This is a genomic window from Candidatus Kurthia intestinigallinarum (assembly GCF_003991225.1).
GTDB classification, from domain to species: Bacteria; Bacillota; Bacilli; order Bacillales_A; family Planococcaceae; genus Kurthia; species Kurthia populi.
In genome coordinates this window covers 194,685-218,930 of sequence record NZ_JTFC01000026.1, presented here as the reverse complement: position 1 = coordinate 218,930, position 24,246 = coordinate 194,685, and the positions used below count along the sequence as shown (strand labels likewise).

General features: G+C 38.4%; 25 protein-coding genes. 14 read left to right on the top strand and 11 right to left on the bottom strand.

From position 1 onward, the window contains the following. Positions 1-2: 2 nt before the first annotated feature. Positions 3-533: an isochorismatase family protein gene (locus QI30_RS07025; protein ID WP_126990221.1), complete on the bottom strand. Its 531-nt coding sequence runs from the start codon at positions 531-533 to the stop codon at positions 3-5. Positions 534-597: 64 nt separating this feature from the next. Continuing rightward, entirely contained in the window at positions 598-1,221 is a 624-nt protein-coding gene (locus tag QI30_RS07020; RefSeq protein WP_126990220.1) for an NAD(P)-dependent oxidoreductase, read from the bottom strand. 183 nt (positions 1,222-1,404) lie between these two features. Between QI30_RS07020 and QI30_RS07015 the strand changes: the two genes are divergently transcribed. The 7 genes from QI30_RS07015 to QI30_RS06985 all read left to right on the top strand — a co-directional run bounded on the left by QI30_RS07015 (position 1,405) and on the right by QI30_RS06985 (position 9,820). Further along, the gene (locus QI30_RS07015; RefSeq protein ID WP_126990219.1) at positions 1,405-1,566 is read left to right on the top strand and encodes a YezD family protein; all 162 of its coding nucleotides are present in this window, start codon (positions 1,405-1,407) and stop codon (positions 1,564-1,566) included. A gap of 196 nt (positions 1,567-1,762) precedes the next feature. Next, positions 1,763-2,527 carry a uroporphyrinogen-III C-methyltransferase gene (gene cobA / locus QI30_RS07010; protein WP_126990218.1) on the top strand — a complete coding sequence of 255 codons (765 nt, stop codon included), beginning with the start codon at positions 1,763-1,765 and terminating at the stop codon, positions 2,525-2,527. A 13-nt stretch (positions 2,528-2,540) separates the two neighbouring features. Further along, positions 2,541-3,359 (top strand): sirohydrochlorin chelatase, encoded by an 819-nt coding sequence (locus QI30_RS07005; RefSeq protein WP_126990217.1) that lies wholly within the window; start codon positions 2,541-2,543, stop codon positions 3,357-3,359. Further along, positions 3,301-5,088: an assimilatory sulfite reductase (NADPH) flavoprotein subunit gene (locus QI30_RS07000; RefSeq protein WP_126990216.1), complete on the top strand. Its 1,788-nt coding sequence runs from the start codon at positions 3,301-3,303 to the stop codon at positions 5,086-5,088. Before QI30_RS07005 ends, QI30_RS07000 begins: the two co-directional genes overlap by 59 nt. A 14-nt stretch (positions 5,089-5,102) precedes the next feature. Beyond that, positions 5,103-6,827 (top strand): assimilatory sulfite reductase (NADPH) hemoprotein subunit, encoded by a 1,725-nt coding sequence (cysI, locus tag QI30_RS06995; RefSeq protein WP_126990215.1) that lies wholly within the window; start codon positions 5,103-5,105, stop codon positions 6,825-6,827. A gap of 275 nt (positions 6,828-7,102) precedes the next feature. Then, positions 7,103-8,806: a hypothetical protein gene (locus QI30_RS06990; RefSeq protein ID WP_126990214.1), complete on the top strand. Its 1,704-nt coding sequence runs from the start codon at positions 7,103-7,105 to the stop codon at positions 8,804-8,806. Positions 8,807-9,034: 228 nt separating this feature from the next. Then, a complete protein-coding gene (locus tag QI30_RS06985) occupies positions 9,035-9,820 on the top strand; it encodes a hypothetical protein (RefSeq protein WP_126990213.1) in 786 nt (261 codons plus the stop codon). 32 nt (positions 9,821-9,852) lie between these two features. Here the strand turns inward: QI30_RS06985 and QI30_RS06980 are convergent, their stop codons facing one another. Further along, the gene (locus QI30_RS06980; RefSeq protein WP_126990212.1) at positions 9,853-10,095 is read right to left on the bottom strand and encodes a hypothetical protein; all 243 of its coding nucleotides are present in this window, start codon (positions 10,093-10,095) and stop codon (positions 9,853-9,855) included. 518 nt (positions 10,096-10,613) lie between these two features. Between QI30_RS06980 and QI30_RS06975 the strand changes: the two genes are divergently transcribed. Beyond that, entirely contained in the window at positions 10,614-10,808 is a 195-nt protein-coding gene (locus tag QI30_RS06975; RefSeq protein WP_126990211.1) for a hypothetical protein, read from the top strand. Positions 10,809-10,926: 118 nt separating this feature from the next. On the opposite strand, the gene QI30_RS06970 is transcribed toward QI30_RS06975, so the two are convergent. Then, the gene (locus QI30_RS06970; RefSeq protein ID WP_126990210.1) at positions 10,927-11,667 is read right to left on the bottom strand and encodes a GTP pyrophosphokinase; all 741 of its coding nucleotides are present in this window, start codon (positions 11,665-11,667) and stop codon (positions 10,927-10,929) included. Between the two features lie 114 nt (positions 11,668-11,781). Here QI30_RS06970 and QI30_RS20360 point away from each other — a divergent pair, with 114 nt between their 5' ends. The 3 genes from QI30_RS20360 (at position 11,782) to QI30_RS06960 (ending at position 12,816) form a co-directional block, all read left to right on the top strand. Then, positions 11,782-11,922 (top strand): hypothetical protein, encoded by a 141-nt coding sequence (locus tag QI30_RS20360; protein ID WP_158620981.1) that lies wholly within the window; start codon positions 11,782-11,784, stop codon positions 11,920-11,922. A 58-nt stretch (positions 11,923-11,980) separates the two neighbouring features. Further along, the gene (locus QI30_RS06965; RefSeq protein ID WP_126990209.1) at positions 11,981-12,280 is read left to right on the top strand and encodes a hypothetical protein; all 300 of its coding nucleotides are present in this window, start codon (positions 11,981-11,983) and stop codon (positions 12,278-12,280) included. A gap of 113 nt (positions 12,281-12,393) precedes the next feature. Beyond that, positions 12,394-12,816, top strand: a complete 423-nt coding sequence (locus tag QI30_RS06960; protein ID WP_126990208.1) for a hypothetical protein — start codon at positions 12,394-12,396, stop codon at positions 12,814-12,816. 154 nt (positions 12,817-12,970) lie between these two features. On the opposite strand, the gene QI30_RS06955 is transcribed toward QI30_RS06960, so the two are convergent. The 7 genes from QI30_RS06955 to msrA all read right to left on the bottom strand — a co-directional run bounded on the left by QI30_RS06955 (position 12,971) and on the right by msrA (position 21,167). After that, positions 12,971-14,575, bottom strand: a complete 1,605-nt coding sequence (locus QI30_RS06955; protein WP_126990207.1) for an ABC-F family ATP-binding cassette domain-containing protein — start codon at positions 14,573-14,575, stop codon at positions 12,971-12,973. A 144-nt stretch (positions 14,576-14,719) separates the two neighbouring features. After that, positions 14,720-16,237 (bottom strand): succinate CoA transferase, encoded by a 1,518-nt coding sequence (locus QI30_RS06950; RefSeq protein ID WP_126990206.1) that lies wholly within the window; start codon positions 16,235-16,237, stop codon positions 14,720-14,722. Between the two features lie 354 nt (positions 16,238-16,591). Further along, positions 16,592-17,650: a DHH family phosphoesterase gene (locus QI30_RS06945; protein WP_233600541.1), complete on the bottom strand. Its 1,059-nt coding sequence runs from the start codon at positions 17,648-17,650 to the stop codon at positions 16,592-16,594. A gap of 108 nt (positions 17,651-17,758) precedes the next feature. Beyond that, entirely contained in the window at positions 17,759-18,520 is a 762-nt protein-coding gene (locus QI30_RS06940) for an SH3 domain-containing protein (RefSeq protein ID WP_126990204.1), read from the bottom strand. Positions 18,521-18,680: 160 nt separating this feature from the next. Continuing rightward, complete coding sequence (locus QI30_RS06935; RefSeq protein WP_126990203.1) at positions 18,681-19,592, bottom strand: DMT family transporter; 912 nt, start codon at positions 19,590-19,592, stop codon at positions 18,681-18,683. Positions 19,593-19,641: 49 nt separating this feature from the next. Beyond that, the gene (locus QI30_RS06930) at positions 19,642-20,547 is read right to left on the bottom strand and encodes an AEC family transporter (RefSeq protein ID WP_126990202.1); all 906 of its coding nucleotides are present in this window, start codon (positions 20,545-20,547) and stop codon (positions 19,642-19,644) included. Between the two features lie 89 nt (positions 20,548-20,636). Further along, positions 20,637-21,167 (bottom strand): peptide-methionine (S)-S-oxide reductase MsrA, encoded by a 531-nt coding sequence (gene msrA, locus QI30_RS06925; RefSeq protein WP_126990201.1) that lies wholly within the window; start codon positions 21,165-21,167, stop codon positions 20,637-20,639. A gap of 163 nt (positions 21,168-21,330) precedes the next feature. Between msrA and QI30_RS06920 the strand changes: the two genes are divergently transcribed. From QI30_RS06920 to QI30_RS06910, 3 genes are all read left to right on the top strand, one after another. Next, positions 21,331-22,329: an LCP family protein gene (locus tag QI30_RS06920; RefSeq protein ID WP_126990200.1), complete on the top strand. Its 999-nt coding sequence runs from the start codon at positions 21,331-21,333 to the stop codon at positions 22,327-22,329. A 23-nt stretch (positions 22,330-22,352) separates the two neighbouring features. Next, positions 22,353-23,591, top strand: coding sequence for an AI-2E family transporter (locus tag QI30_RS06915; protein WP_126990199.1), 1,239 nt, complete (start codon positions 22,353-22,355; stop codon positions 23,589-23,591). A gap of 106 nt (positions 23,592-23,697) precedes the next feature. Then, positions 23,698-24,078, top strand: coding sequence for a sporulation protein (locus QI30_RS06910; RefSeq protein ID WP_126990198.1), 381 nt, complete (start codon positions 23,698-23,700; stop codon positions 24,076-24,078). The last annotated feature ends 168 nt before the right edge of the window (positions 24,079-24,246 follow it).

Here is a 24,246-nt window from a genome sequence, read left to right as displayed (position 1 = left end):
TATTATTTAATTAACTTACTAATCGTTTTAAAGTGAGGATGCTTTGCATGACCAAGTACATCAAACAAAATCATTTCAACGCTCGTAATGAGCGCACCCTCTTGTGCCATCCGATCAATGCCGATTTGTTTATTATCCGCTGTGCGAGAATCGACCGCATCTGCCACAACTTCAACAATATACCCAGCCTCCAGTAAATCACGCGCGGTTTGATAAACGCAAATATGTGCTTCAATACCACATAAAATAATGCGCTCTAAACCGTCAACTGCTTGAAGTGCGGCAATAAATGCCTCGCTTTGATATGCACTAAACGATGTTTTCGCAATAGCCTGTACATGTGGTAGAGCCGCTTGAATGGCTTCATCTGTTGGACCTAAACCATCGGGGTATTGCTCAAGTAAAATGGTCGGGATGCCAAGTGTTTGGACACCCGTAAGGAGCTTTACTAGATTTTCAGATGTTTGTGCGGGGTCATTCATTACCGATAAAATTTTTCCTTGTACATCAATAATAACGCAAGCTGTTGTCATAAAAAAACCTCCCTAGCATGAATATAGCTTCACTATACCATGCTAGGGAGTGTGGATTCATGTATTAGATGTTGAAAACAGCGATTGATTGGCCCATGAAATTGGCATTTGGGATGGCCATGATAACCGCATTTGCCACATCATCACGGCTAATTGATTGTGCAGCTTCAGGTACATCATCATAAGAGAGCGCATAGCGACGTTTTGGCTCATCATTTGTTAAGCCCATTGGACGAATAATCGTATATGTTAAGCCGGCCTCTTTGATAGCGTCAATTGATTTATTATGATCGATTAAATACGGTTTTAAATACGTCATCACTTGTTGACCACGTTCACCTTGAATTTCACCATCGACACCCGCACTCGCTGTATACACAATGCGTTTCACATTGTGTTTAGTCATGCCGTCGATAATATTTTTCACCATGACAGAGATTGGATTTTCGATATCACTATCCTTCGGTGTACCAAGTGTAGAAACAACCATATCCGCGCCTTCAATTGCTTGTGCGACCGCCTCCGCGTCAAAAGCATCTCCTTGAATGACCGTTAAATGTTCATCCTCAAGCGTTAATTTTTCAGGAGAGCGCACGAATGCGACAACCTCATATTCCTCTGATAATGCTTGGCGGACAGCATGCTGACCTACGCCACCTGTTGCGCCAAAAATAACTAATTTATCCATTATGTAAACACCTCCACTTCTATTATCGTAGCAATATAGAAAAATGTAAACTACTCTGCTTTTTGATGAATTTTCTGTTAATTCTCAAAAAAAAGTTGACATTTATTGTCTTACAGAATAGAATTGAAACAATTCTTGTTAAAACCTATTCGTTTACTAAGGATTGAAGGGGAGGACACGAACATGGCGCAACCAACACATGCAGAGCGTTTAGAAGCAATTGCAAAGGCAATTGAAGGAATTGAATTTGGTGAAGTACAAATTACAATTCAGGACGGCGTAATTGTCCAAATTAATCGAGTAGAAAAACAGCGATTTCAACAGCAACGTAAAACGCAAAAATAAATCCTAGCTATTGACTTTGTTTACAGTTTATTTTATTATCTGTACATGTTTACTAGGAATTAAAAATCGAACAGCTGACTAGACAACTAGAGGCGCTTATTTTACTTATGATGTGATAGTAATCATGTACCATGGGAGAAATGAGGGCTTTTTTTGTTCACTTACATAATTGCAGCATAGAAAAGGAGCAATCGCTATGACGAAAGTTTACATTGTTGGCGCGGGTCCTGGTGACGTAGAACTAATTACGTTAAAAGGCTTACGTGCAATTAAAGAAGCAGATGTCATTTTATATGACCGATTATTAAATGAAGAACTATTAACATATGCAAAACCAGGTGCAGAGCTTGTGTTTTGTGGCAAACTACCAAACCGTCATGCGATGATTCAAGAACATATTAATGAGTCACTCGTACGCTATGCGAAAGAAGGTAAAGTCGTAACACGTTTAAAAGGTGGCGATCCTTTCGTATTTGGCCGTGGTGCTGAAGAAGCAGCAGTGCTAGCAGACGAAAACATTCCATTTGAAATTGTACCTGGTGTGACATCAGGTATCGCAGCACCAGCGTATGCAGGTATTCCTGTGACGCATCGTGACTTAAGCGGCAGCTTTGCTATTGTGACGGGACATCGCCAAGCAGGCAAAGATGATGATTTAAAATGGGAATCATTAGTGAATATCGAAACATTAGCCGTTTATATGGGTGTAAAAAATTTACCATATATCGTTTCACAATTACGACGCTTCGGCAAAAGTCCACAAACACCGGTGGCGCTAATCCATTGGGGAACATATGATAAGCAGCGCACCGTGACAGGGACATTAGAAACAATTGAACGTATTGTCGATGAAGAAGGCATTGAAAATCCAAGCATGATTATCGTCGGGGAAGTGGTTCGTATGCGCGAGAAGATTGCTTGGTTTAATGAACAGTCCGTTTTGCAAACCGCTTTAAAGTAAAGGAGGAAAAGGCATGCAAGCAGTATTATATGTAGCACATGGAACGAGGGTAGCAGCAGGAATTGAGGAAGCGAGGGCATTCGTTGAACGTGCGAAAAAGCGCATACGTCTGCCAATTCAGGAGATGTGCTTTTTAGAGCTTGCGGAGCCGACAATTGAGCAGGGCGTAGCAAACTGTGTTGCACAGGGCGCTACATCGATTGCGATTGTCCCGATTTTACTGTTAACTGCCAATCACGCGAAAGAGGATATACCCGATGCAATTGAGCCGCTAAAAGCCCGTTTCCCGCATGTACGCTTTTCATATGGGAAGCCTTTTGGGATTGATCGTCGGTTGATTTTACAACTATTCCAACGTATTCAAGAATCACATGAAAAATTAACAGAAGATTCCGAAGTATTGCTAATTGGTCGTGGTAGTAGCGACCCAGCAGTATTACGTGATTTTACAGAAATTGCGACACGTCTAAAGTTGTTTTTTGGTGTACGCAATGTCAATATTGCCTTTTTATACGGCAATGGACCAAAATTCGAAGACTATGTTGCAAATTTACAACAAAATCGAGCGAAGAAAATTTTTATCGTTCCATATTTATTATTCCAAGGGTTATTGCGCAAACATATTGAAAAAACAATTGCAGAGGCAGAAGTCGAGCAACAGCTCGTTATTTGCGAAAGCTTAGGATATGGCAACAAAGTATTAGACGTACTTGTTGAGCGCACAAATGAAGCGGTAGTCAATGCTACCAACATTAATAATGAGGTGATTATTCATGGTTTTACAAGTCGAAAACAGTCCATTTACCGAGCAACAGGTGAAGCTATTAAATGAGCTACTCCCAAATTTAACAGATAATCAAAAAATTTGGTTGAATGGTTATTTAAGCGCACCACAGGCTGTAGCAGCACAGGCAACAGCCGTATTAGAAGGTCTGCAGCAAGTTAGCAAACCTAAAACGATTACAGCAACGATTCTTTATGCATCACAAACAGGTAATAGTCAAAAATTAGCGGAATGCTTTGGTGCTGAACTAGCACAAAATCAAGTAGATGTTAACGTCGCTTCCATGAGCGATTTCAAGCCAAAAGATTTAAAAAAGCTGGATAATTTATTCATTATCGCGAGTACGCATGGTGAAGGGGAAGCACCAGATAATGCGATTGGTTTCTATGATTTCTTGCATAGTAAACGCGCACCGAAACTAGACCAGCTAAATTATGCTGTGCTAGCACTAGGTGATAGCTCATATGAATTCTTCTGTAAAACGGGTGCTGACTTTGATCAACGTCTAAGTGAGCTTGGCGCTACAGCAATCGCACCACGTGTAGACTGTGACGTAGATTATGAGGATGATGCAGCAGCGTGGCTTACAACTGTACAACAAGCATTGTTAAAGCAGTCTGGCCAAACGGAAGTAGCCACTCAGACCGTTACAGCACCGGCACCAACATCAACCTACAATAAAAAGAATCCATTCCAGGCTGAGATTTTAGAAAAAATCAATTTGAACATGGATGGCTCAAATAAAGAAACGTATCATATCGAATTATCATTAGAAGGCTCAGGCTTAACGTTTGAACCGGGTGATAGTCTCGGCATTATTCCACAAAATGACCCGGCACTAGCGGCGCAATTAGTAGAAGTTTTAGGCTTTGATGCTACAGCGCAAGTAACGGTGCAAGACACGACAGTTACTGTACTTGAAGCGTTAACGAATACACTTGAAATTACGGTTGTGTCAAAACCGCTTGTACAAAAGCTAGCGGCGTTTACAAAAACGGACATTACACCGATTTTAGAAGGTGATTTCCATGCATATAGTTACGGCCGTGACCTAATCGATTTTGTGACAGAGTATGGTCCATTTGACTGGACACCACAGCAATTCGTTGAACAGCTTCGTGCAATTCCACACCGTTTATACAGTATTGCCTCTAGTTATACAGCGAATCCGGATGAAGTGCATTTAACAATCGGCAAAGTAGCGTATGAGGCAAATGGTCGTGCGCGTACGGGCGTTACAAGTGGTCAAGTTGCAGAACGCCTAGAAATTGGCGATACGGTATCAATTTTCACGAAGGAAAATCCAAACTTTAAATTGCCACAAGATGCAGATACACCGATTATTATGATTGGTGCTGGCACAGGCGTTGCACCGTTCCGTTCATTTGTTGAGGAGCGTGCAGAAACAGGTGCAGAGGGCAAATCTTGGTTATTCTTCGGCGACCAATGCTTCGTTTATGACTTCCTGTACCAAGTAGAGTGGCTAAATTATTTACAAGACGGCACATTAACGAAAATGGATGTAGCCTTCTCTCGTGACCAAGCACAAAAAATTTATGTGCAACATCGTTTATTAGAACATGCACAAGAAGTATACGAATGGCTGCAGCAAGGTGCTGTCATTTATGTTTGTGGCGACGAAAAAGCAATGGCGAAAGATGTGCATGAGGCATTACTACAAATCATTGAACAACAAGGCAATATTTCTCGCGAGGAAGCAGTAGAGACATTAGTGCAGTATCAACAACAAAAACGCTACCAACGCGACGTTTATTAAGAGGGGGCTTTACCATGACGAAGAAAGTAGAAGCACCGCAAGGCAAACCGAGTGCAAATGAAATTTTTAAAGACGAAAGTAATTTCCTACGTGGAACAATCGAGCAATCGTTTAAAGAGCCATTGTCAGGGAAAATTCCAGAGATGGATACACAGCTAATCAAATTCCATGGTAGCTATATGCAAGACAACCGTGATGAACGCTTAACACGTCAAAAGAAAAAATTAGAGCCATCGTATCAATTCATGGTGCGTGTACGTACACCAGGGGGGACGGCAACACCAGAACAATGGTTAATGATGGATGAAGCGGCAAATACGATCGGGAATGGTACATTGAAAGTGACGACGCGTCAAGCATTCCAAATTCATGGCATTGTAAAATGGAATGTGAAAACATTCATGCAAAAAATGGATTCCGTATTGCTTGATTCACTTGCAGCATGTGGGGACGTAAACCGTAATGTTATGAATGGTGTCAATCCGCATCAATCCGCAACACACGCAGAAATCTATGATTATGCCGCACAAATCAGTGAGCATTTATTGCCCCGCACACAGGCGTATCACGAAATTTGGTTAGACGGTGAAAAAGTAGCCGGTACACCAGATATTGAACCGATTTATGGTGAGCATTACTTACCACGTAAATTCAAAATCGGTTTAGCTGTCCCACCAAGCAATGATGTCGATGTTTATTCACAAGATATTGGCTTGATTGCTATCGTAGAAGATGGCGAGCTACAAGGCTTTAACATCGCTGTCGGTGGGGGTATGGGGATGACACATGGTGAACAAGAAACGTATCCACAACTAGCACGTACGATTGGCTATGTGGCAAAAGAAAAAATCGTTGATACATGTGAAAAAATCTTAACGATTCAACGTGACTACGGGAACCGTACAAACCGTAAAAACGCACGATTCAAATATACGATTGACCGAGTAGGTATCGAATGGTTTAAAGAAGAGTTAAACCGTCGTTTAGGTTATGACGTTGAACCAACACGTGAGGCAGTATTTGAAAGCCGCGGAGATGATTATGGTTGGACGAAGGGCACAGACGGTAAATGGCATTTCACATTATTTATCGAAAATGGTCGTATTAAAGATGTCGACGGCTACCCACTGATGACAGGTATTCGTGAAATTGCCAAAGTACATACTGGGGAATTCCGTATGACTGCGAACCAAAACTTAATGATTGCGAACGTGACACCACAGAAAAAACGCGTCATTCAAAAATTAATTGAAGATTATAACTTAACAGATGGTAAGCACTACTCAGCGATTCGCCGTAATTCGATTGCATGTGTATCACTGCCGACATGTGGTCTTGCGATGGCAGAGGCAGAGCGCTATTTACCAGGTTTAATTACGAAAATTGATGCTATCATTGACGAAGCGGGTCTTCACGAAGAGGAAATCGTTATTCGTATGTCAGGTTGCCCAAATGGCTGCTCTCGTGCCGCAATGGCTGAAATTGGCTTTATCGGTAAAGGGCCAGGGCGTTATAATATGTACTTAGGTGCTTCATTTATCGGTGACCGCCTAAGTAAAATGTATTTAGAAAATATCGATGAAGAACGTATTTTAGCAGAGCTTACGACATTGCTTAATCGCTATGCGACAGAGCGTGAAGAAGGAGAGCACTTCGGTGATTTCGTTGTCCGTATTGGCGTTGTGACAGCAACAACAGACGGTACAAACTTCCATGCAAATGCACCCGCACACGCGTAATAATAAAAGAGTAGCCATCATTCTTAGTGGATGATGGCTACTCTTTTTCTATTTGTAAAAAATAAATAGGAGAAAACACATCCATTTAATTTTAAAAGAACTAAAAACATACGTGTTACAAAATATTTTTTGGGTATATAGGTTCTAAATTAAAATTTTAACGATAAGTATGACGTATTATGCCGATAAAAAAAGTAGACATAAAGTAGTGCGAAATAAATAAGAATTTACGCATACTAATTAGATAGAGATTTGCATGGATGGAGAGGTAGCACATGAAGATTGAACAAACAAACGCGGAAAATATGCCAACATATGAGCAACAAAAACAATTTTTTGATAATGTCATCAAGCAGTTAAAAGACTTATATCAATTAATTAAAGAAACATCCTATGTAAAGCGTAGTGCACAAATTTTAAGTATTATTATCGATGATATAAAGCAACCAAAAAAAGTGTTAGTACTAAGCAGTGATAGTGAACGGCAAGCAACATTCATTAATAATCAGCTGCAGCGTCCGTTAATGCCACTATTACTTGAGAAGGGCGCTGTTGTTAGTGTCTCAATTATTCGCGCTGGCTTAGAGGAGCGTTTAGATGCCCATTTTTTAGATGGACAAGTAGCATCATTTGATTTGAGACATTTAGCGCTCTTTACATCGATGGCAAGTGAAGGTGCTCATTTACTTCAGGAAGCACTTGATTATGTTGATGTCTTTTTAAATGAACCTTTATTAGAGCACGTATCGCTCATTGATGTGCCAGCGATGTCAAAAGAGCATGCGCTATTTATTCCGCCAAGTGTATTACGCCGCGCGGATGATATTTACTGGTTACTAGAAGAGATAGATATGACACCGTCTGAAAAGCGTTTATTAAAGCGCCTTTCAAAAATGGGCTTTCAACCACTAGCGATTAGTAAAGAACCTTTAACAATTGAAGAAAGTCCTTTTAGAGCTGTTATTGCCGAATCTGACACAGCGAAAATTCAAGAAACATTACTAGAAAATGAACAATACAATAAAATACGTATTGTAAAATTAGCCGATCGCCTATTACAATGGCTAGAACGCTTTTATACGGAAATTTCAAATCTATTACAACGAGATCCATATTTAGAAGCACGTCAGCAATTAGAGCATGAGATTACGCAATTAGAACAAGTCCCTTCCCATGATAGTGAGGAATTTGATGCATTAAAACAACGTGCAGGTCGAGTTGTGACACAATATATGAACGCACAAACTTTATACCAAGTCGTGCAGTTTATTAAGCATCAATCATTTATTAAGGAACATATTTTATTAGAATTTGTCACGGTGAGTAATGACTATTTAGAAGCGGTTCATTATTATCGCCGTGTGCAGCAACAATATAATGAAGTAAAGGTAGAATTAGAGACGCTAGAGCGCAAATCGCGCAGTAAATTAATGCTGAATTTATTTACAAAAGAGCATAATGAGCGCTTACAACGTATTCGTGCTGAATTACCGGTGATTCGTGCGCAAATGCTTGATGCTTATAAGCGTACAAAACGTTATGAGGAGGCCGTTATTGAGGCATTGCCACTGATAGCGCAACGTCTTCAAGAAGTCGTAAATGCCGAGCTAGCAAGCTTAAGTGAGCGGGTAGAAGCGATTAACTATGCTGTTCCGAGTGGCCCGACAAAGCGTTTTAAAGCGATTCATCGTCTAAAGCGCTTTGATGGATTATGTGAGGCACAGGCCCTTTTAAATCAATTCTTACCCACAATTGTGCCGATGACAAAGCAGCATTTAGATGCGAAGCAACAATTGCGTTTACAAGCAAGTATCGCAAATATCGCATCATTACCATTAGATTATGTAAAGGTCATTGACGAAGCGTTGCAATTACCAGAAATTGTAGCGACCGATTATACATTATCACAAACAGTAGTTGATGCATTACCACTGACAATCGAGTCACTGCAATTGACCGTAGAAAAGCCTGTTATTTAAAAAACGGTATAAATAACTAAAAAATGAATACGTATGATGTGGTTATTAATAGTTACTTTTATAAAAAAATCATAAAATGATTAAAAAATATCATGTAAAAGTAAATAATATAAAATAAGTATGTTTTTATAACTATTAAAAAAACCTTAAAATTAAGTTGTTTATCTCATGAGCCCGTATTTTTTGTCTTGTATACTTGAGAGGATGATAAAGTAAAGGGTGAACTTGATGAACAAACAAAAATCAATACATCACCAAGAGTCAACAATGTTGACGAGCGATGAGCAAATAAAGCGCGCTGCTACATCATTACATTCAGTATGGCTTCAGTTAATACTGTCATTTGGATTAATATTCTATGCTGCGATTTGCCCTTTACTCTTTGCTTTTTTTATGTCGGGAAATACGTATGGACACAAAATAATGCAGGCAATGCATTATGCATGGACGACACGATGGACGAGTATTCTTTTAGGTTTATTTATTGTGGCGGGTGTATATTTATTTGCAGATGCTCTTCGAGTTCTTTATAAAAATTCAATTCGCACGAGACAATCACGTGAAAAACAAGAACTACCTAAAGAGCCAAAGCCTACTAAGAAAGATGCTTCAGTACCGTTGATGATTATGCGTGCATCGCTAGAAAACTGTACACATGAACAGGCACTTGAAGCGTTGATTTTTTATTTAGAGCAAATTGGCTTTAATGATATCGAAAAACCACCTTCAGAAGATTATGGTGTGCATCTAATTGCGAATTCAAATGAAGGACGTTTTGCTTTTATGCTTGGTGGCGTAACACAAATATTGACGATGACAGAAATTGAAAATTTTGCAACAGGTCGCGCTTATTTTGAATGTCGTGATGCGCTATGTATTGCTACGTCAAATGCTACAAAGGACACGAAACGCCGTGCAAACGAATTATTTGTACCTTATATTGATGCAGCCCATTATAGTGAAGAATTAAGTAAGTATTTTACAAGTATTCGTTCTAAAGATGCGTTTGTATAAGAAAAAGCAGGAACGTACATTCCTGCTTTTTCTTATGGTTGTTTATGCTGCTTTTGCTGTAATAATAAGGTTAAATCAAGTATTAATAATACGAAAAATGCCACAGCACGTGCAAGTGGATAAGGTCCTTCTGCGATAAAATAAGATACGATTGCGAAAACTAATAATAGATACAATACATTATGTGAAAATGCAGCTGGTTTTTTCCATTTATAATAAAATAGCGCAATATAAGCAATCATCGCAATAATATTCACATACCAAAAAATATTCATCTGTGGAGCCTCCAATCATTTATTAACGGACGAAGCGATTTTTTTCTATCCTCTTTAGTGTAAATCAATGATAACTTATGCGTCAAAAAATAACAGTGTACATATTGTTATCTAGTTCATGGATTCACTAGAAGAGTGTAAAAATAGAATGATTGCCAAAAAAAACTAAAATTATGAACACATCTTGACATTTTATAAAAAAAGCCATTTTTTTTCAAAAAAAACAACATTCCTTGTTCGTAAAATAGAAAAAATGTGCTAAAATAGTGAACTTGTAAGAAGTATTTTGTTATACTACACATTCATTATTTAATGGGTTCTAGTAACACAGTGGACGCCATTAAATCCCCATAGATAACTATCTACTAAATAATTCATTTCTCAACTTAACGTATAGCTAAAAAAACATATACTTTTACGACATACTCTTGTAGGTCGTTGTTTTTATATGCACGTTTTTGTGAATTGAGCTTGGGGTTGTAGGCATATGCCTAATTTTAAAGGAGGATATTCGTACAATGAATCATTGGCCAGAAGGTGTTGCGCGCCCTGCAATTCGTGCGTTACATACGGCAGAACTGTATAAATTGGAAGATTTACAGTCCATTTCAGCAACAAAACTACAACGTTTACATGGTATTGGACCAAAAGCATTTACAACGTTGAAAAAAGCGATGGATGAGCAAGGCTATCGTTTTTTAGAGGAAGCATAACATCGATTTCGCTCCTTGAAGGGGCATTACATAGACAAGAATGGTCGTCACGTCCATTCATTTATGAAACGACGAATAAAACACCGGCACCGTCTGAATAGACAATACCGGTGTTTTATTATGCTTGTTCGTAAAGACCAATTTGTTTTAATGCAGATAAAATTTTTAGTGCTTCTCCGTTACTAGAGATCGGTTCCTCATTTGCATGATCCTGTTGTTTTAAAATATTAATTTCTTGGTTTAAACTTTCCATTTTATAATCAAGTTGTGCTGCTGCAATAGCTGCTTCCTTCAATTCATCTGTTAAGCGCTTAGGGATTTGCTTATTGTATTTATAATAGATTTTATGCTCAAGTGATGCCCAAAAATCCATTGCAATGGTACGGATTTGGAGTTCTACACAGACATGTTCCTCACGATCAGATAAGAAGACCGGTACTTTTAAAATCATGTGTAAACTTTGGTAACCATTTTCTTTTGGATGTGCAATATAGTCTTTTACTTCAACAATTTCTAAGTCACTTTGACGCTCAAACATTTCTTTTAAGCGATAAATATCTGATACGAATGAGCAAATAATACGTATGCCAGCAATATCGGTTAGACTCTCTTTAATAGCATCTAGTGTATAAGGAAGATTGCGTTTTGCAACCTTTTTCAAAATACTTTCGGGTGATTTTAAGCGCGTATTCACATGTTCGATTGGATTGTATTCATGCATTAACTGAAATTCCTCTTTTAAAATGCGAACTTTCGTATCCATTTCATCAAGCGCAAATTTATACGCCATCATAAAACGTGTCATTTCTACACGAAATTGACGCATTTGTTCACGTTGTTCTGTTTGAATGCGAACCATTGTAATAGCCTCCTTGCACGTTCTACTAATAGTATACAAAATTTCTCAGCAATTGACACATAATAGACTTAATATTGTTCTATGCTTATCTTATTAAGGCAGAGAGGTTGAACAATGAAAAAGAAAATTATAGTATGGATGTTTGCCATGATGATGTTTCTACTTGCACTCGGTGTCATAACAGTGGAACAATACATTGAAACGGAGCATATCGTCGGTATTTCAAAATATGGGTTTGTAACAGAAATTGATTGAAACCTTTAAGTACTTCATTCGTATAGTTATGTATAGCGAATAAAAAGGAGTGAACGCAATGTTTTTATTACCAACGATTGTCGGTTTTTTATATGAATTCTTTTTTGCCATCCCTGTTTTGAGTGATATCGTGACGTGGGGAACGGGCTTTGCAACGATTACAACAGCATTTATTATTCACTGTGTCATTTTAGCCTTCCGTTTTGCAACAGGTGATTCAAAGGTTGTACCGATTTTAGCGATTATTGCCACATTATTTACATGGATTCCGATTGTTAGCTGGTTTGTACATGGCTTTATTGCACTGGCTTATTTTATCGATCTATTTACAGGTCGTCGTAGCCATCGTGCTTCATAAATCATTCGAGGAGTTGCGTTATGACGCGATTCCTTTTTATTTTGTATAGAGCATTGTAGAACATTTTACTTTTCCATATAATGAGAGTAATAAGGATGATTAGGGGGAATTGTATGTCGGAAATTAAAATGAGCTTCGATTCAAAAGTAACATTCATTAAATTACCAGATGAGAAGTTAACGAAGCGCTTAGAAGTGAAAAGTAAAGTGAAAAATATCGCCAAAGATACGACAAATAAAATGAAAGTATTTTTTAATCATCCACTCGTTAAAGTATCAAGCAATGGGACCTTTTCCAATATCTATTTAGATACCGCCTTTTATGAAAGCCAGGGTGTTTATGAAGTAGAAATTTATTGTAAACATTGCGGAGCATCAGTAAAACGTTCATTTGCTGAAATGGAGCGCAAGCTAAATGCATTAAATAATGGAGCACCAGTAGAGGAAGCGTCTATTTTACATGTGACCTACCCTTACCACTGCGTCTGTGAGCTTGAAACGCGCACACCAAGCTTTTACCAGTTTAACTACCGATAACAAATTAAAAAGAGGCTGGGACATATGTATAAAAACAACCGTTCATATGAGCATAAGAAAAACCGGAATCGCGCTGTAGCGCGGTTCCGGTTTTTCGTTGCGAACGCTCAAAAAGGAAAATGACGTGTTTTGTCCCAGCCTCTTTTTTTAGCGTTTAGTTTAATTTGTTTTCTTCTTTCCAATCAAGGAAATCATCATATGATAATTGTTTATCTAAGATTGAACCGTCTTCACGGATTTCAATTACACGATTCGCAATTGTTTGGATGAACTGATGGTCATGAGATGTAAAGATCATCGCACCTTTAAAGTTGATTAATCCTTCGTTTAATGCTTGGATTGATTCAAGATCAAGGTGGTTAGTAGGTTCATCTAATAGTAATACGTTTGCATGAGAAAGCATCATGCGAGAAAGCATGCAACGTACTTTTTCGCCACCTGAAAGAACAGAAGGATTTTTCTTCACTTCGTCACCACTAAATAGCATACGGCCTAAGAAACCACGTAAGAATGTTTCTGTTTCGTCTTCTGGTGAGAATTGACGTAACCATTCCACTAGTGTTTTTTCAGAACCTTGGAAGAATTCTTCATTATCAAGAGGGAAGTAGTTTTGAGAAGTTGTTACACCCCATTTGAATGTACCTTCGTAATCTTCGTCCTCACCAGCAATAATTTTTAAGAATGCTGTTTTCGCGATTGGATTACCAAGAAGGATGACTTTGTCTTCAGGGTTGATTGATAAGCGGACATCTTTAAATTGTTGCTCGCCTTCAATCGTTTTACCTAAACCTTCTACAGTTAATACGTCATTCCCAATTTCGCGTTCCATTGTGAAGTTAATGAATGGATATTTGCGGCTTGATGGACGAATATCATCTAATTCGATTTTGTCTAACATTTTTTTACGAGATGTTGCTTGTTTAGATTTAGAAGCATTAGCAGAGAAACGTGCAACGAATGCTTGTAACTCTTTAATTTTTTCTTCTTTTTTCTTGTTTTGATCGTTTAACATTTTTTGTGCTAATTGACTTGATTCATACCAGAAATCGTAGTTACCAACGTAAATTTGGATTTTTGAGTAATCAAGGTCAGCGATATGTGTACAAACTTTATTTAAGAAGTGACGGTCATGGGATACGACGATGACTGTGTTTTCAAAGTTAATTAAAAATTCTTCTAACCATTGGATCGCTTTTAAGTCCAAGTGGTTGGTAGGTTCATCTAGTAATAGTACATCGGGTTTGCCGAATAGTGCTTGAGCTAATAACACTTTAACTTTTTCAGAACCAGTCAGTTCAGCCATTTTCATATAGTGCATTGAATCTGAGATACCAAGACCTTGTAATAGGATAGCGGCATCTGATTCCGCTTCCCAACCGTTCATGTCAGCGAATTCGCCTTCAAGTTCAGCTGCGCGGATACCATCTTCATCTGTGAATGGATCTTTCATGTAGATAGCATTTTTCTCTTGCATAACTTCATATAATCGTTTGTGACCCATCATCACTGTTTCTAAAACGGTAAACTCTTCGTATTCAAAGTGATTTTGTTTTAAAACAGTAAGACGTTCACCTGGATTCATACTAACGTTACCTTCTTGCGCTTCGATTTCGCCAGAAAGAATTTTTAAGAATGTTGATTTACCTGCGCCATTTGCGCCGATTAAACCGTAACAGTTACCTGGTGTAAATTTGATATTAACATCTTCGAATAGCTTACGATCGCCATAGCGAAGACCTACATTACTTACTTGAATCATGTAGTTATGTTCCTCCCTTTTTCACAATGATTCCATTATAACATGCACAATGTTTTCAAGATAGCGTTTCGCTTGAAATAGTAGGGATAGTGCATGAAAAAAGAAGCTGTCGATTTCGACAGCTTCTCATTTAATAAAAAGAAATTATTTTGCTACTTCTTTTTTCATTGTTTTGTTTTCAGCTAGGTTTACGTGCCAAGATAAAGCTTCCTCTAAGATGTGAGGCGTTTGTACGTTACCTAATTTTTCAACTGCACGGTTGTAGTAATCCCATAATTGTTCTTTGAAATCTGGGTGTGCACAGTTTTCGATGATTAATGGAACGCGTTCTTTTGGAGCTAGGCCACGTAAGTCTGCGATACCTTGTTCTGTAACGATAACATCAACGTCATGTTCAGTGTGGTCAACGTGAGAAACCATTGGCACGATTGAAGAAACGTCGCCGCCTTTAGCGTATGATTTTGTTACGAAGATACCAAGACGAGCGTTACGTGCGAAGTCACCAGAACCGCCGATACCGTTCATCATTTTTGTACCTGATACGTGAGTAGAGTTTACGTTGCCGTAGATATCTAACTCAAGTGCAGTGTTGATCGAGATTAAGCCCAAACGACGGATAAGTTCTGGGTGGTTTGAGATTTCTTGTGGACGAAGTAAAATCTTGTCAGCGTATGCTTCTAAGTTACCGTACACTTTTTGTTGTAGCTCTTCAGTTAATGTGATAGAAGTTGCCGCTGCGAAGCGTACTTTACCAGCATCGATTAAGTTGAATACAGCATCTTGAAGTACTTCTGAAGATACGACTAAGTTTTCGAAATCTGAGTTTGCAAAGCCATCAAGTACAGCGTTTGCTACAGAACCTACGCCTGATTGTAGAGGCATTAATTCTTTTGTTAAACGACCAGCATCAATTTCAGATTGGAAGAACTCTAATAATTGGTCCGCCATTTTTTGTGTTTCTTCGTCTGGAGGAACGATTAATGAAGGTGCATCTGGCTCTTCAGAAATAACGATTGCTTGGATTTTTGCAGGATCAATTTTGATACCTTTTGTACCAATACGTTGGTCAGCGTTTGTGATTGGGAATGGTTCACGTTTACCTTGTTCACCTGGAACATAAATATCGTGGATACCGATTAATGTTTCTGGGTGTGTAATGTTTAATTCTACGATGATGTTTTCAGCGTAATCAGCGAAGATTGGTGAGTTACCAACTGAAGTTGTTGGGATTAAGTAACCATCTTCAGTGATTGCTACAGCTTCAATGATTGCGTGTTTAATTGGACCGATAACACCTTGACGAACTAACTCAGCGTTGTGAGAAAGGTGGGCATCGACATAAGTGATTTCACCAGTGTTGATTAAGTTACGCATTACACGGTCACCTTGGAAAGGACCACGTTTGTTAATAACACCAGCAGCAGCTAAGTGATTATCAACTTCTGGACCTAATGAAGCACCAGTGTATACATCAATTTTAATTTGTTCGTTTTTAGCGCGTTCTACTAATGCCATAGGAACGACTTTCGCGTCACCAGCACGTGTGAAGCCTGACATACCTACAACAGTACCGTCTACGATAAGTGCAGCAGCTTCACTAGCAGTCATTACTTTTTCTTCTAATCCTTTAATGCCTAAGCGTTTTGCGATTTGTTCTTTCACAATAACTCCCCCTAAAAAAGATATTTAATGACACGGTCATTAATTACTGTGGACCTCTTTATGTATAAAGATATGGATGCCACGATGGATGACTTAAATATGCTAATTCATCCGATGAATTCACGTATTGATGTAATTAAATCCTAATTCAATTACCTACGTACATTTTTACACAAAATAGACACATTCCGCTAGCCCTAACATATAATTTTTTTATTTTCTGACAAAAGTAAACGGTTTCATTTTACCTAAAAATAAGAGAAAACCGCATTGCAGCGCGGTTTTCTCTTAAAATCAAATTTTGTCCAAAATGTGAATGAAAATAATGGGATAGTGCCGTTTTTTGTAAAATTACTATTTTTTAATAGCTTTCGGTGCATTTTGGATGGCAACGATAAAGTCCATACCAAGTGCTGATAGGTCACAGCCTGATGCATTAGGGTGTCCGCCACCATTATAGTGCTTCGCTACTTCTGATAAATTGACTGCTTTGCCAATTGAACGAAGGGATACACGATTTTTAACAAGACTAACAATAAAGACGCAATCAATTTCTTCAGCGAATTTTTCCGCTAAATGATTGCCAAGTTCGCTAATATACGAATCGGTTTCAACAACACCGATATTAAGTGGTGTGTCATGGCCTTCTAATGAATAGTCTTTTACAATAACGAGTTGTTTTTCTTTTTTCTTCAACACTTTGCGTAATTCATCTTTTGAGAACGTTAAGTACGTGTCATCGGCTTCTGTAAATAGTTGGCCAGTTAAGATGTAGTTAAAACGGTCTTTAATGAATTCATGGCGTCGACGTGCATAGAAAATCGTATTTAAGTCAGCAGCTTCTTGAATTTTTAATGCGTGCCAATCCCATGTATCGTATAGACGTACATTTTCAACGAAGCGTGCTAAACGATCAAAGAATACAGCAATTTGCTGTGGGCTATAATCGATGACTTCTGCATCTTCTTCTTGAGACTGAGGATTGACCACATAGCCAGCCTCATCTAAGTATTTGAAAATTAATGTAGTAGCAGACATTTTAATGTCATCTAATAGAGGAATCTCAGATGCCCATGAGTAATCATTTAAATAAAGAGCAGAGGCATGATGGTCAATAAGGCAAACAAAGCGTGCATTTGGTTCTTTGTTTACTTTCGTAATCGCTTCAGCGACTTCTTCACTTACACTTAAATCGGTAATGATTAATAATTCATTATCTTGAAGCTCCTCTAAACGAGCAAGGACTGCTTCATCGACTTTACGTGTTTCAACAAAATCAGCTTCGTGCATAATGCCATAAGCTTGCAAGACGATTGAGGGTCCAACGCCATCTAAATCTGTATGCGAGATTAAGTGAACTTTATCATAGTGACCAATTTTTTTTGGTAAATTTTTTAATTTCAACGTGTTCACGCCTTTCTTTAAACATAGTGCTCATTATACCACAGCGCGTACAATTGAGGCGTCGTGCGCAACAAAAAAAGAGGCTGGTCGCAACCAAGCCTCTTTAACGTTTTTGCGTTATTTTACTAATTTAACAAGTGCCTTCCCATTTTCACGTAATTGGATTAGCCCCTTGTTTGGTGCGTAGTAATATTGTTGGCCGCCATTTTTAATGATAACGACGTTTTTATATGTTTTACCGTGAAGTTTTACAGTAGCTGTTGTCGAAAATACAACTGACTTTTTATGATCAAAGCCTTTAAATGAAGTGCCTTTTTTCGCTGGGTATGGGACAGCTAGCTCTAGCTTTCCTGTATCCACATTCCCAACATATAAACCTTTCGCTGTATCGTACTCTGTTACCCCTTGTGCATCTGGCTCAGAATTATAGAACCAGAAGTTAACAGATGAGTCGTTATACGCCATTGCCTTTTTAAATTGTGCAACATATTGTGTTGTGAATTCAGAGCCTTTGTTTTGTGGCATTGCATACGTATATTTTTTTGAAATATTTTTTGCGTATGATGTAGACGTGTTCGCAGCCGCTTTTTTTAGCGCGGATGTTTTCACATATCCTGTCTCAAAACCGAAACGGATTTTCGTCCAACCATTTGCCACATTTTTGTTAATAACAACTGCTTCCGTTGAACGAAGTGAGCCTACTTTTTTGGCTGTTTGCGATGGTTTAGAATATACCGAAGTCTGCGTATGTACAGTACGGAAATCCTTAATTGATGCGGTATCATACGTTGCTGCATTCACAGTGCCTGTCGCGATGGTCGTTGAAAGTAATCCTAGCGATAATGCGATAGTACCGAATGTTTTTGTCATTTTTTTCATCTTAAACGCCTCCTTGTAGGTCATGCTTGTCTTATAGTTATTCATAACCTTTTCTTGTAATAATTAAACGTTTTGGCACGATGAAAAGTTTGTATAATAGAAAATTTTTTTTGCGAAAAATCATCAAATGTATGTAGGGCGGTGGTTTGCGCGGTAAAAATTATTTTTCAGAAGATGCGAAAGACTTTTTAAGATGCAAGCTCGTTGTATAAACGCCTGCGATAACAAACAAGCCACCAGCGATTTGGGACCATAGTAGGGATTCATCTAAAAAAGCCACAGCGAAAATAGATGCAAATACCGGAATGAAGTTTAAATAAATACCAGCGCGGTTCGCTCCGTAACGAACGACACCAGTATTCCATGCTAAAAAGGCAATGATTGATGCGAAAATACCGGTGTAAAAGATCGCAAAAAAGCTTAAGCCATTCCAGACAATTGCTGCTGTGACAGTTATTTGCTCATAAATGAAAAATGGTGCGAGCATAATCGTGCCGATGACAATCGACAGAAAAAAGGTCGCTTGTCCGGGAAGGCGCGTTGCGTATTGTTTAACTAGAAGTGAATAAATACTCCACAAAATGACCGCAATAATGACGATAACGTCGCCCTTATTAAACGTGAAATGAAGCAGTGATACAAGAGAACCATGTGAAATAATTAAGCAGACGCCGATGAATGACATGGCCGTGCCGATTAACTGAAAGCGATTTAAATGCTCCTTTAAAAAGATAAAACTTAATAAATAAATGAACACCGGCGTTAACATATTCATAAGTGAAGCATTAATCGATGTCGTATAGTGAACGCCAATATAGACGAGTGTATTAAAGGCGGCGACGCCAGTAAATCCTAGTAGGAGTAAAATTGGCCAGTGCTGAATGATTTGTTTGAAATCACGCTTTAAGGGCTTCCAAACGATCGGTAAAAAGATGATAAGGGCCACACACCAGCGAAGAAATGCAAGCGTGAATGGTGGCAAGTTAGTAGCGACAGCTTTCCCGATAACAAAATTTCCACCCCATAATAAGGTGGCGGTTAGTAATAATAGTGATGGTGGAATTGCTTTCAATGAACATCCTCCTTTTAAGCTAATAAAAAGTGTACAACAGCAGCTGCTGCTATACACCAAGGAAAAAGAGTACAACCGGAATGCTAATAATACTAACAATCGTTGTCATAAATGTTGTGAATGATACAAGGTCTGGCTCTGTATCAAATTGCAATGCGAGCATTGTTGTATTTGCAGCTGCAGGCATCGCCGCTTGTAAAATAAGCACCGATTTAATTAACGGATCAAGTGGCATAAAGTATAAAATGGCAGCGGCAATTAGTGGCGACGCAACAATACGAATGACGCTTGTAACACCCATAACGGGATAGTTGACACGACGACGTGACATCGATGCTAATTGCATACCAAGGACAAGCATGACAACCGGAATCGATGCATCGGCGACGAGGCTAAGACCATCCATAATCGATTGGTGGATTGGAATATGCAGTAATTGGAGGGCTACACCTGCCACGGCACCGTATAATACCGGCATATGAAATACTTGCTTGAGTGCTTCTTTCACCGAGGCATTGTCCTTTGAACCTATTGATGCAAAGAAAATGCCGAGTGAGTTCATAAAGAGCGAATGGATGACCATAATAATGACGGCGACATGAAAGCCTTCATTCCCAAATGCAAATAATGCGACAGGTGCGCCGTAATTGCCACTATTCATAAAGACCGCTCCGAGCATCATGGCAGAAGACTCTGAACGCGACGTGCGTAAGCTCTTTGAAGCAAACCATGTCACAATAAATAATAGAAGACATAGTAAAATTGCAAAGGCAAAAATATATGCATAATCTTTTGTAATCGGCGTTTGATAAAAAGTACGAAAGGCAAGTGGTGGCGACATTAAATAAAGAGACATCGTCGAAATCGTTTTAATATCAAGCTGTAGTTTCTTTTGCCCGATATATCCAATCGCAAAGACGATCAACACCGGCAAGATAATCAGAATCAATGCCATATATTCCATCTCCTAGCGTGTTTTATAAAATTTTGACGAGGGTACTACATAAAAGAACCTTTCATACATAGATACGTCTTAATAACGAATTATTTTTGCCAATGTGCATCGATAAAGTCATCACGACCTGATTGCTTCCGGTCGTCATGATATTCTTGTGGACTCTTCTTATAGAAATCCTGATGATAATCTTCGGCCTTATAAAAGGCTTGTGCGGGGACAATTGGTGTGACAACTTGTGCAAAGCGCTTGCTGGCAATTAATGCTTGCTTGGACGCTTCAGCAGCTTGACGCTGCTTTTCATCGTGATAAAAAATCATTGCACGGTAATTGTCACCGCGGTCTTGGAACTGCCCTTCATCATCAGTAGGGTCGACTTGCTGCCAATATAATTCAAGCAATTGTTCATATGAAAACAGAGTAGGGTCATAGGTTATTTGGACAACCTCTTTATGCCCCGTAGTGCCTTTTTTAACTTGCTCATACGTAGCAGTAGCGGCTGTACCGCCCATATAACCTGAAATAACGGATTCGATGCCATCCCATTCAACGAATGGTTTGACCATACACCAAAAACAACCACCTGCAAATGTGGCTTTGTGTAAAGTTGACTGTGTCATTATAAAATCTCCTTCGTGGGGGAATGATTGATAACGCTTGATTCTACTACAAATCACTACTAATATGTAGAAGGGCGTTTATACGTTTTCATTGTAAACATACTTGCTTTCGTTAGTAAAGATAATTCTTAGTGTTTATATAAGGAATAAAGGAGGCTTCTCGATGACAGAACAGCGTAGACAGCAGGCAAAAAGAAAAAAACGTAAATTGCGTAAAGGACGTGTCTTTGGCGTATTTTTCCTCGCTATTTTGCTTGCACTAGGGGGATATTTTTATTTCCAATACAAGGCGGGGCATAATCTCGCGTCAAAAGAAAATAAACAAGAAATTGAATTTAAAGGAGATCCTTCGATTAATAATGTTGAAAATATTTTATTAATTGGGATCGATACGCGTGGTGAAGAACAATCACGTTCCGACACGATGATGCTCATTTCTTGGAACCAGGAAACAAATGATGTACGCATGGTATCGTTTATGCGCGACATTTATAGTCATTTCCCAGGATACGAAACAGGCTATAAATTAAATACGGCGTATTATTTAGGTGGCGTTTCTTTACTGCAGCAAACATTAAATAATATGTTTGGCGTAACAGTTAATCACTATGCAATTATTGATTTTAAAAATTTTGAGCAATTAGTGGATGTTGCAGCACCAAATGGGGTAGAAGTAAATGTACCGCATGACATGTCGAAAAATATTGGCGTAAGCCTTAAAAAAGGCACACAGCGCTTGAACGGGAAAGAATTACTGGGCTTTGCACGTTTCCGTTATGATGCAGAGGGTGATTTTGGTCGTGTAGAACGCCAGCAACAAGCGATTGAGGCATTGAAAGACGAAGTATTATCTGCTTCAAATGTAAAAAACTATCCAAAACTAATTGGTGCGCTTGAAGGCTATATTCAAACGGATCTAACGACAAGCCAACAAGTAGGGTTAATGTTTAATGCCGTAAAAGGCGGCGGTGTGAACATCGACCGTATGACGATTCCACTAAAAGGGACGTATCAATATGGACGTTATCCGCAAGCAGGCTCTGTGCTAGATATTAATGTGGATGCGAATAAAGAGTATATGTCACGCTTCTTCAATGGTGAAAGCTCAGAAACGTTAAAGAAAGAAGCGGAAAGCAGTACAACGAGCACACCAACACAATAAATAATGTCACAGGGGGGAGTTAGATGGAACAAAAAGACCCACATGAACCACAACGAAAAGATTTCTTCGCAACGCGTTTCATTCAATTTCTAGGGGGACGAAACTTATTATATGGCATGCTTGTAGTACTCTTAGCAGGAATTGTTATTGCGGTATATGATCAAATTGAATTTGTTTTTAAGCCATTAGCGATTCTGTTCCAAACAGTTATTGTACCAATTATTTTATCTGGTATTTTATTCTATTTACTACGACCAATTTTACGGTTAATGATTAAATGGGGAACGCCTAAAGTCGTTGGGATTTTCATTATCTATCTAGCTGTTATTGGACTTATTACAATTGCAATTACACTCGTATTCCCATTTGTAAAAGAACAATTTTTAGATTTAGTACGAGAATTTCCGGCATATATTATGCAGCTCTTTGAGAATATCCAAAACTTTATGAAGAGTTCATTTGTAACGTCAACGATGGACCGCTTTGGCTTAGATGTGACAAGTGTCGTTGATAAAACAATGAATGAATTTACACAAAAAATTACCGAGTGGTCAAGTGATATTGGCTCGACACTTGCGACAGGGGTTGGCGGTTTTGTTTCAACATTGACAAGCCTTGTTGTAGCGATTGTCACGACACCATTCATTTTATTCTATCTATTAAAAGATGGTGAAAAACTACCAAAATTCTTTGTGAAAATTTTACCGAAAACAGTTCGTCCTGAAACAGCATTATTACTAAAACGTGCAGATACACAAATTTCTGGCTATATTCAAGGCCAGATTATCGTAGCCATGTGCATTGGGATTTTAATGACAATCGGCTTTTTAATTATCGGCATGGATTATGCGGTTGTTCTCGGAATCTTGGCGATGGTCACAAGTGTTGTACCATATTTAGGACCAATGATTGCCATTACACCAGCGATTATTATTGCGATTGTTACGTCACCATTTATGCTAATTAAGTTAGGGATTGTATGGACAGTCGTGCAATTGCTTGAAGGGAAATTTATTTCACCTCAGGTCATGGGGAAATCGTTACACATTCATCCGATTACGATTATTTTTGTTTTACTCGTGAGTGGTAAATTATTTGGTGTAGCAGGGGTTGTACTAGGGATTCCAGGATATGCGGTTCTTAAAGTATTCGTATCGCATATTATTTACTTGTACAAACGCCGTTACAATAAATATCAACCAGATCCATCAAAGCATTATGAATTAGATGAAGAAATGGAAAAATTACGCGACAATTATTGAAAAAAGGTGTTAGGGTAAGTAATAGCCCTAACACTTTTTGTTTGTTTGCGGTAAAATAAGGGAACAGAACGTCTAGCTACAGACAAAACACAGGAGTGAAATAGCAATGTATACGACGAAAATTGTGAAAGACGAGATGGAGATTACGACCATCGTTGACCAGGCAGAGGTCGCATTTGGTGAAAATCTAAGTGGTACGGTTTATATCGAAGGCTGCGAGGATGAAGCAAAAATTGATTTTATTCAATTAGAGGTTGTTCGCAAAGACCGTATAACGGGAGATGAAAAAACGTTATTAAAACATGATATTCAAATGGTTGGGAATGTCAAATCGAAACAAGCTGAAATGATCGTGTTTGAAATCGTACCAGATGACCGCTGGATGGAGGAACCAACGACAAGTGAGCTTATCTTGCGTACTTCATTGCAATTATTTGGCGAAGAGATTATGCGTGCAGAAGATAATTTTGTGTATAATAATCAATAAAAAATGCATATAATAAACTAAATATACAAAAACAGCTTATTTTTATACAAAAAATAAGCTGTTTTTTATTATGCGAAAAATTTTTTTGCGCTATAAAAAAATTTTTTGCGTCGTAAAAAAGCTATTCTGGCGCGATTTTCTAAGTTATTATGTATTGAATTTTCTAAA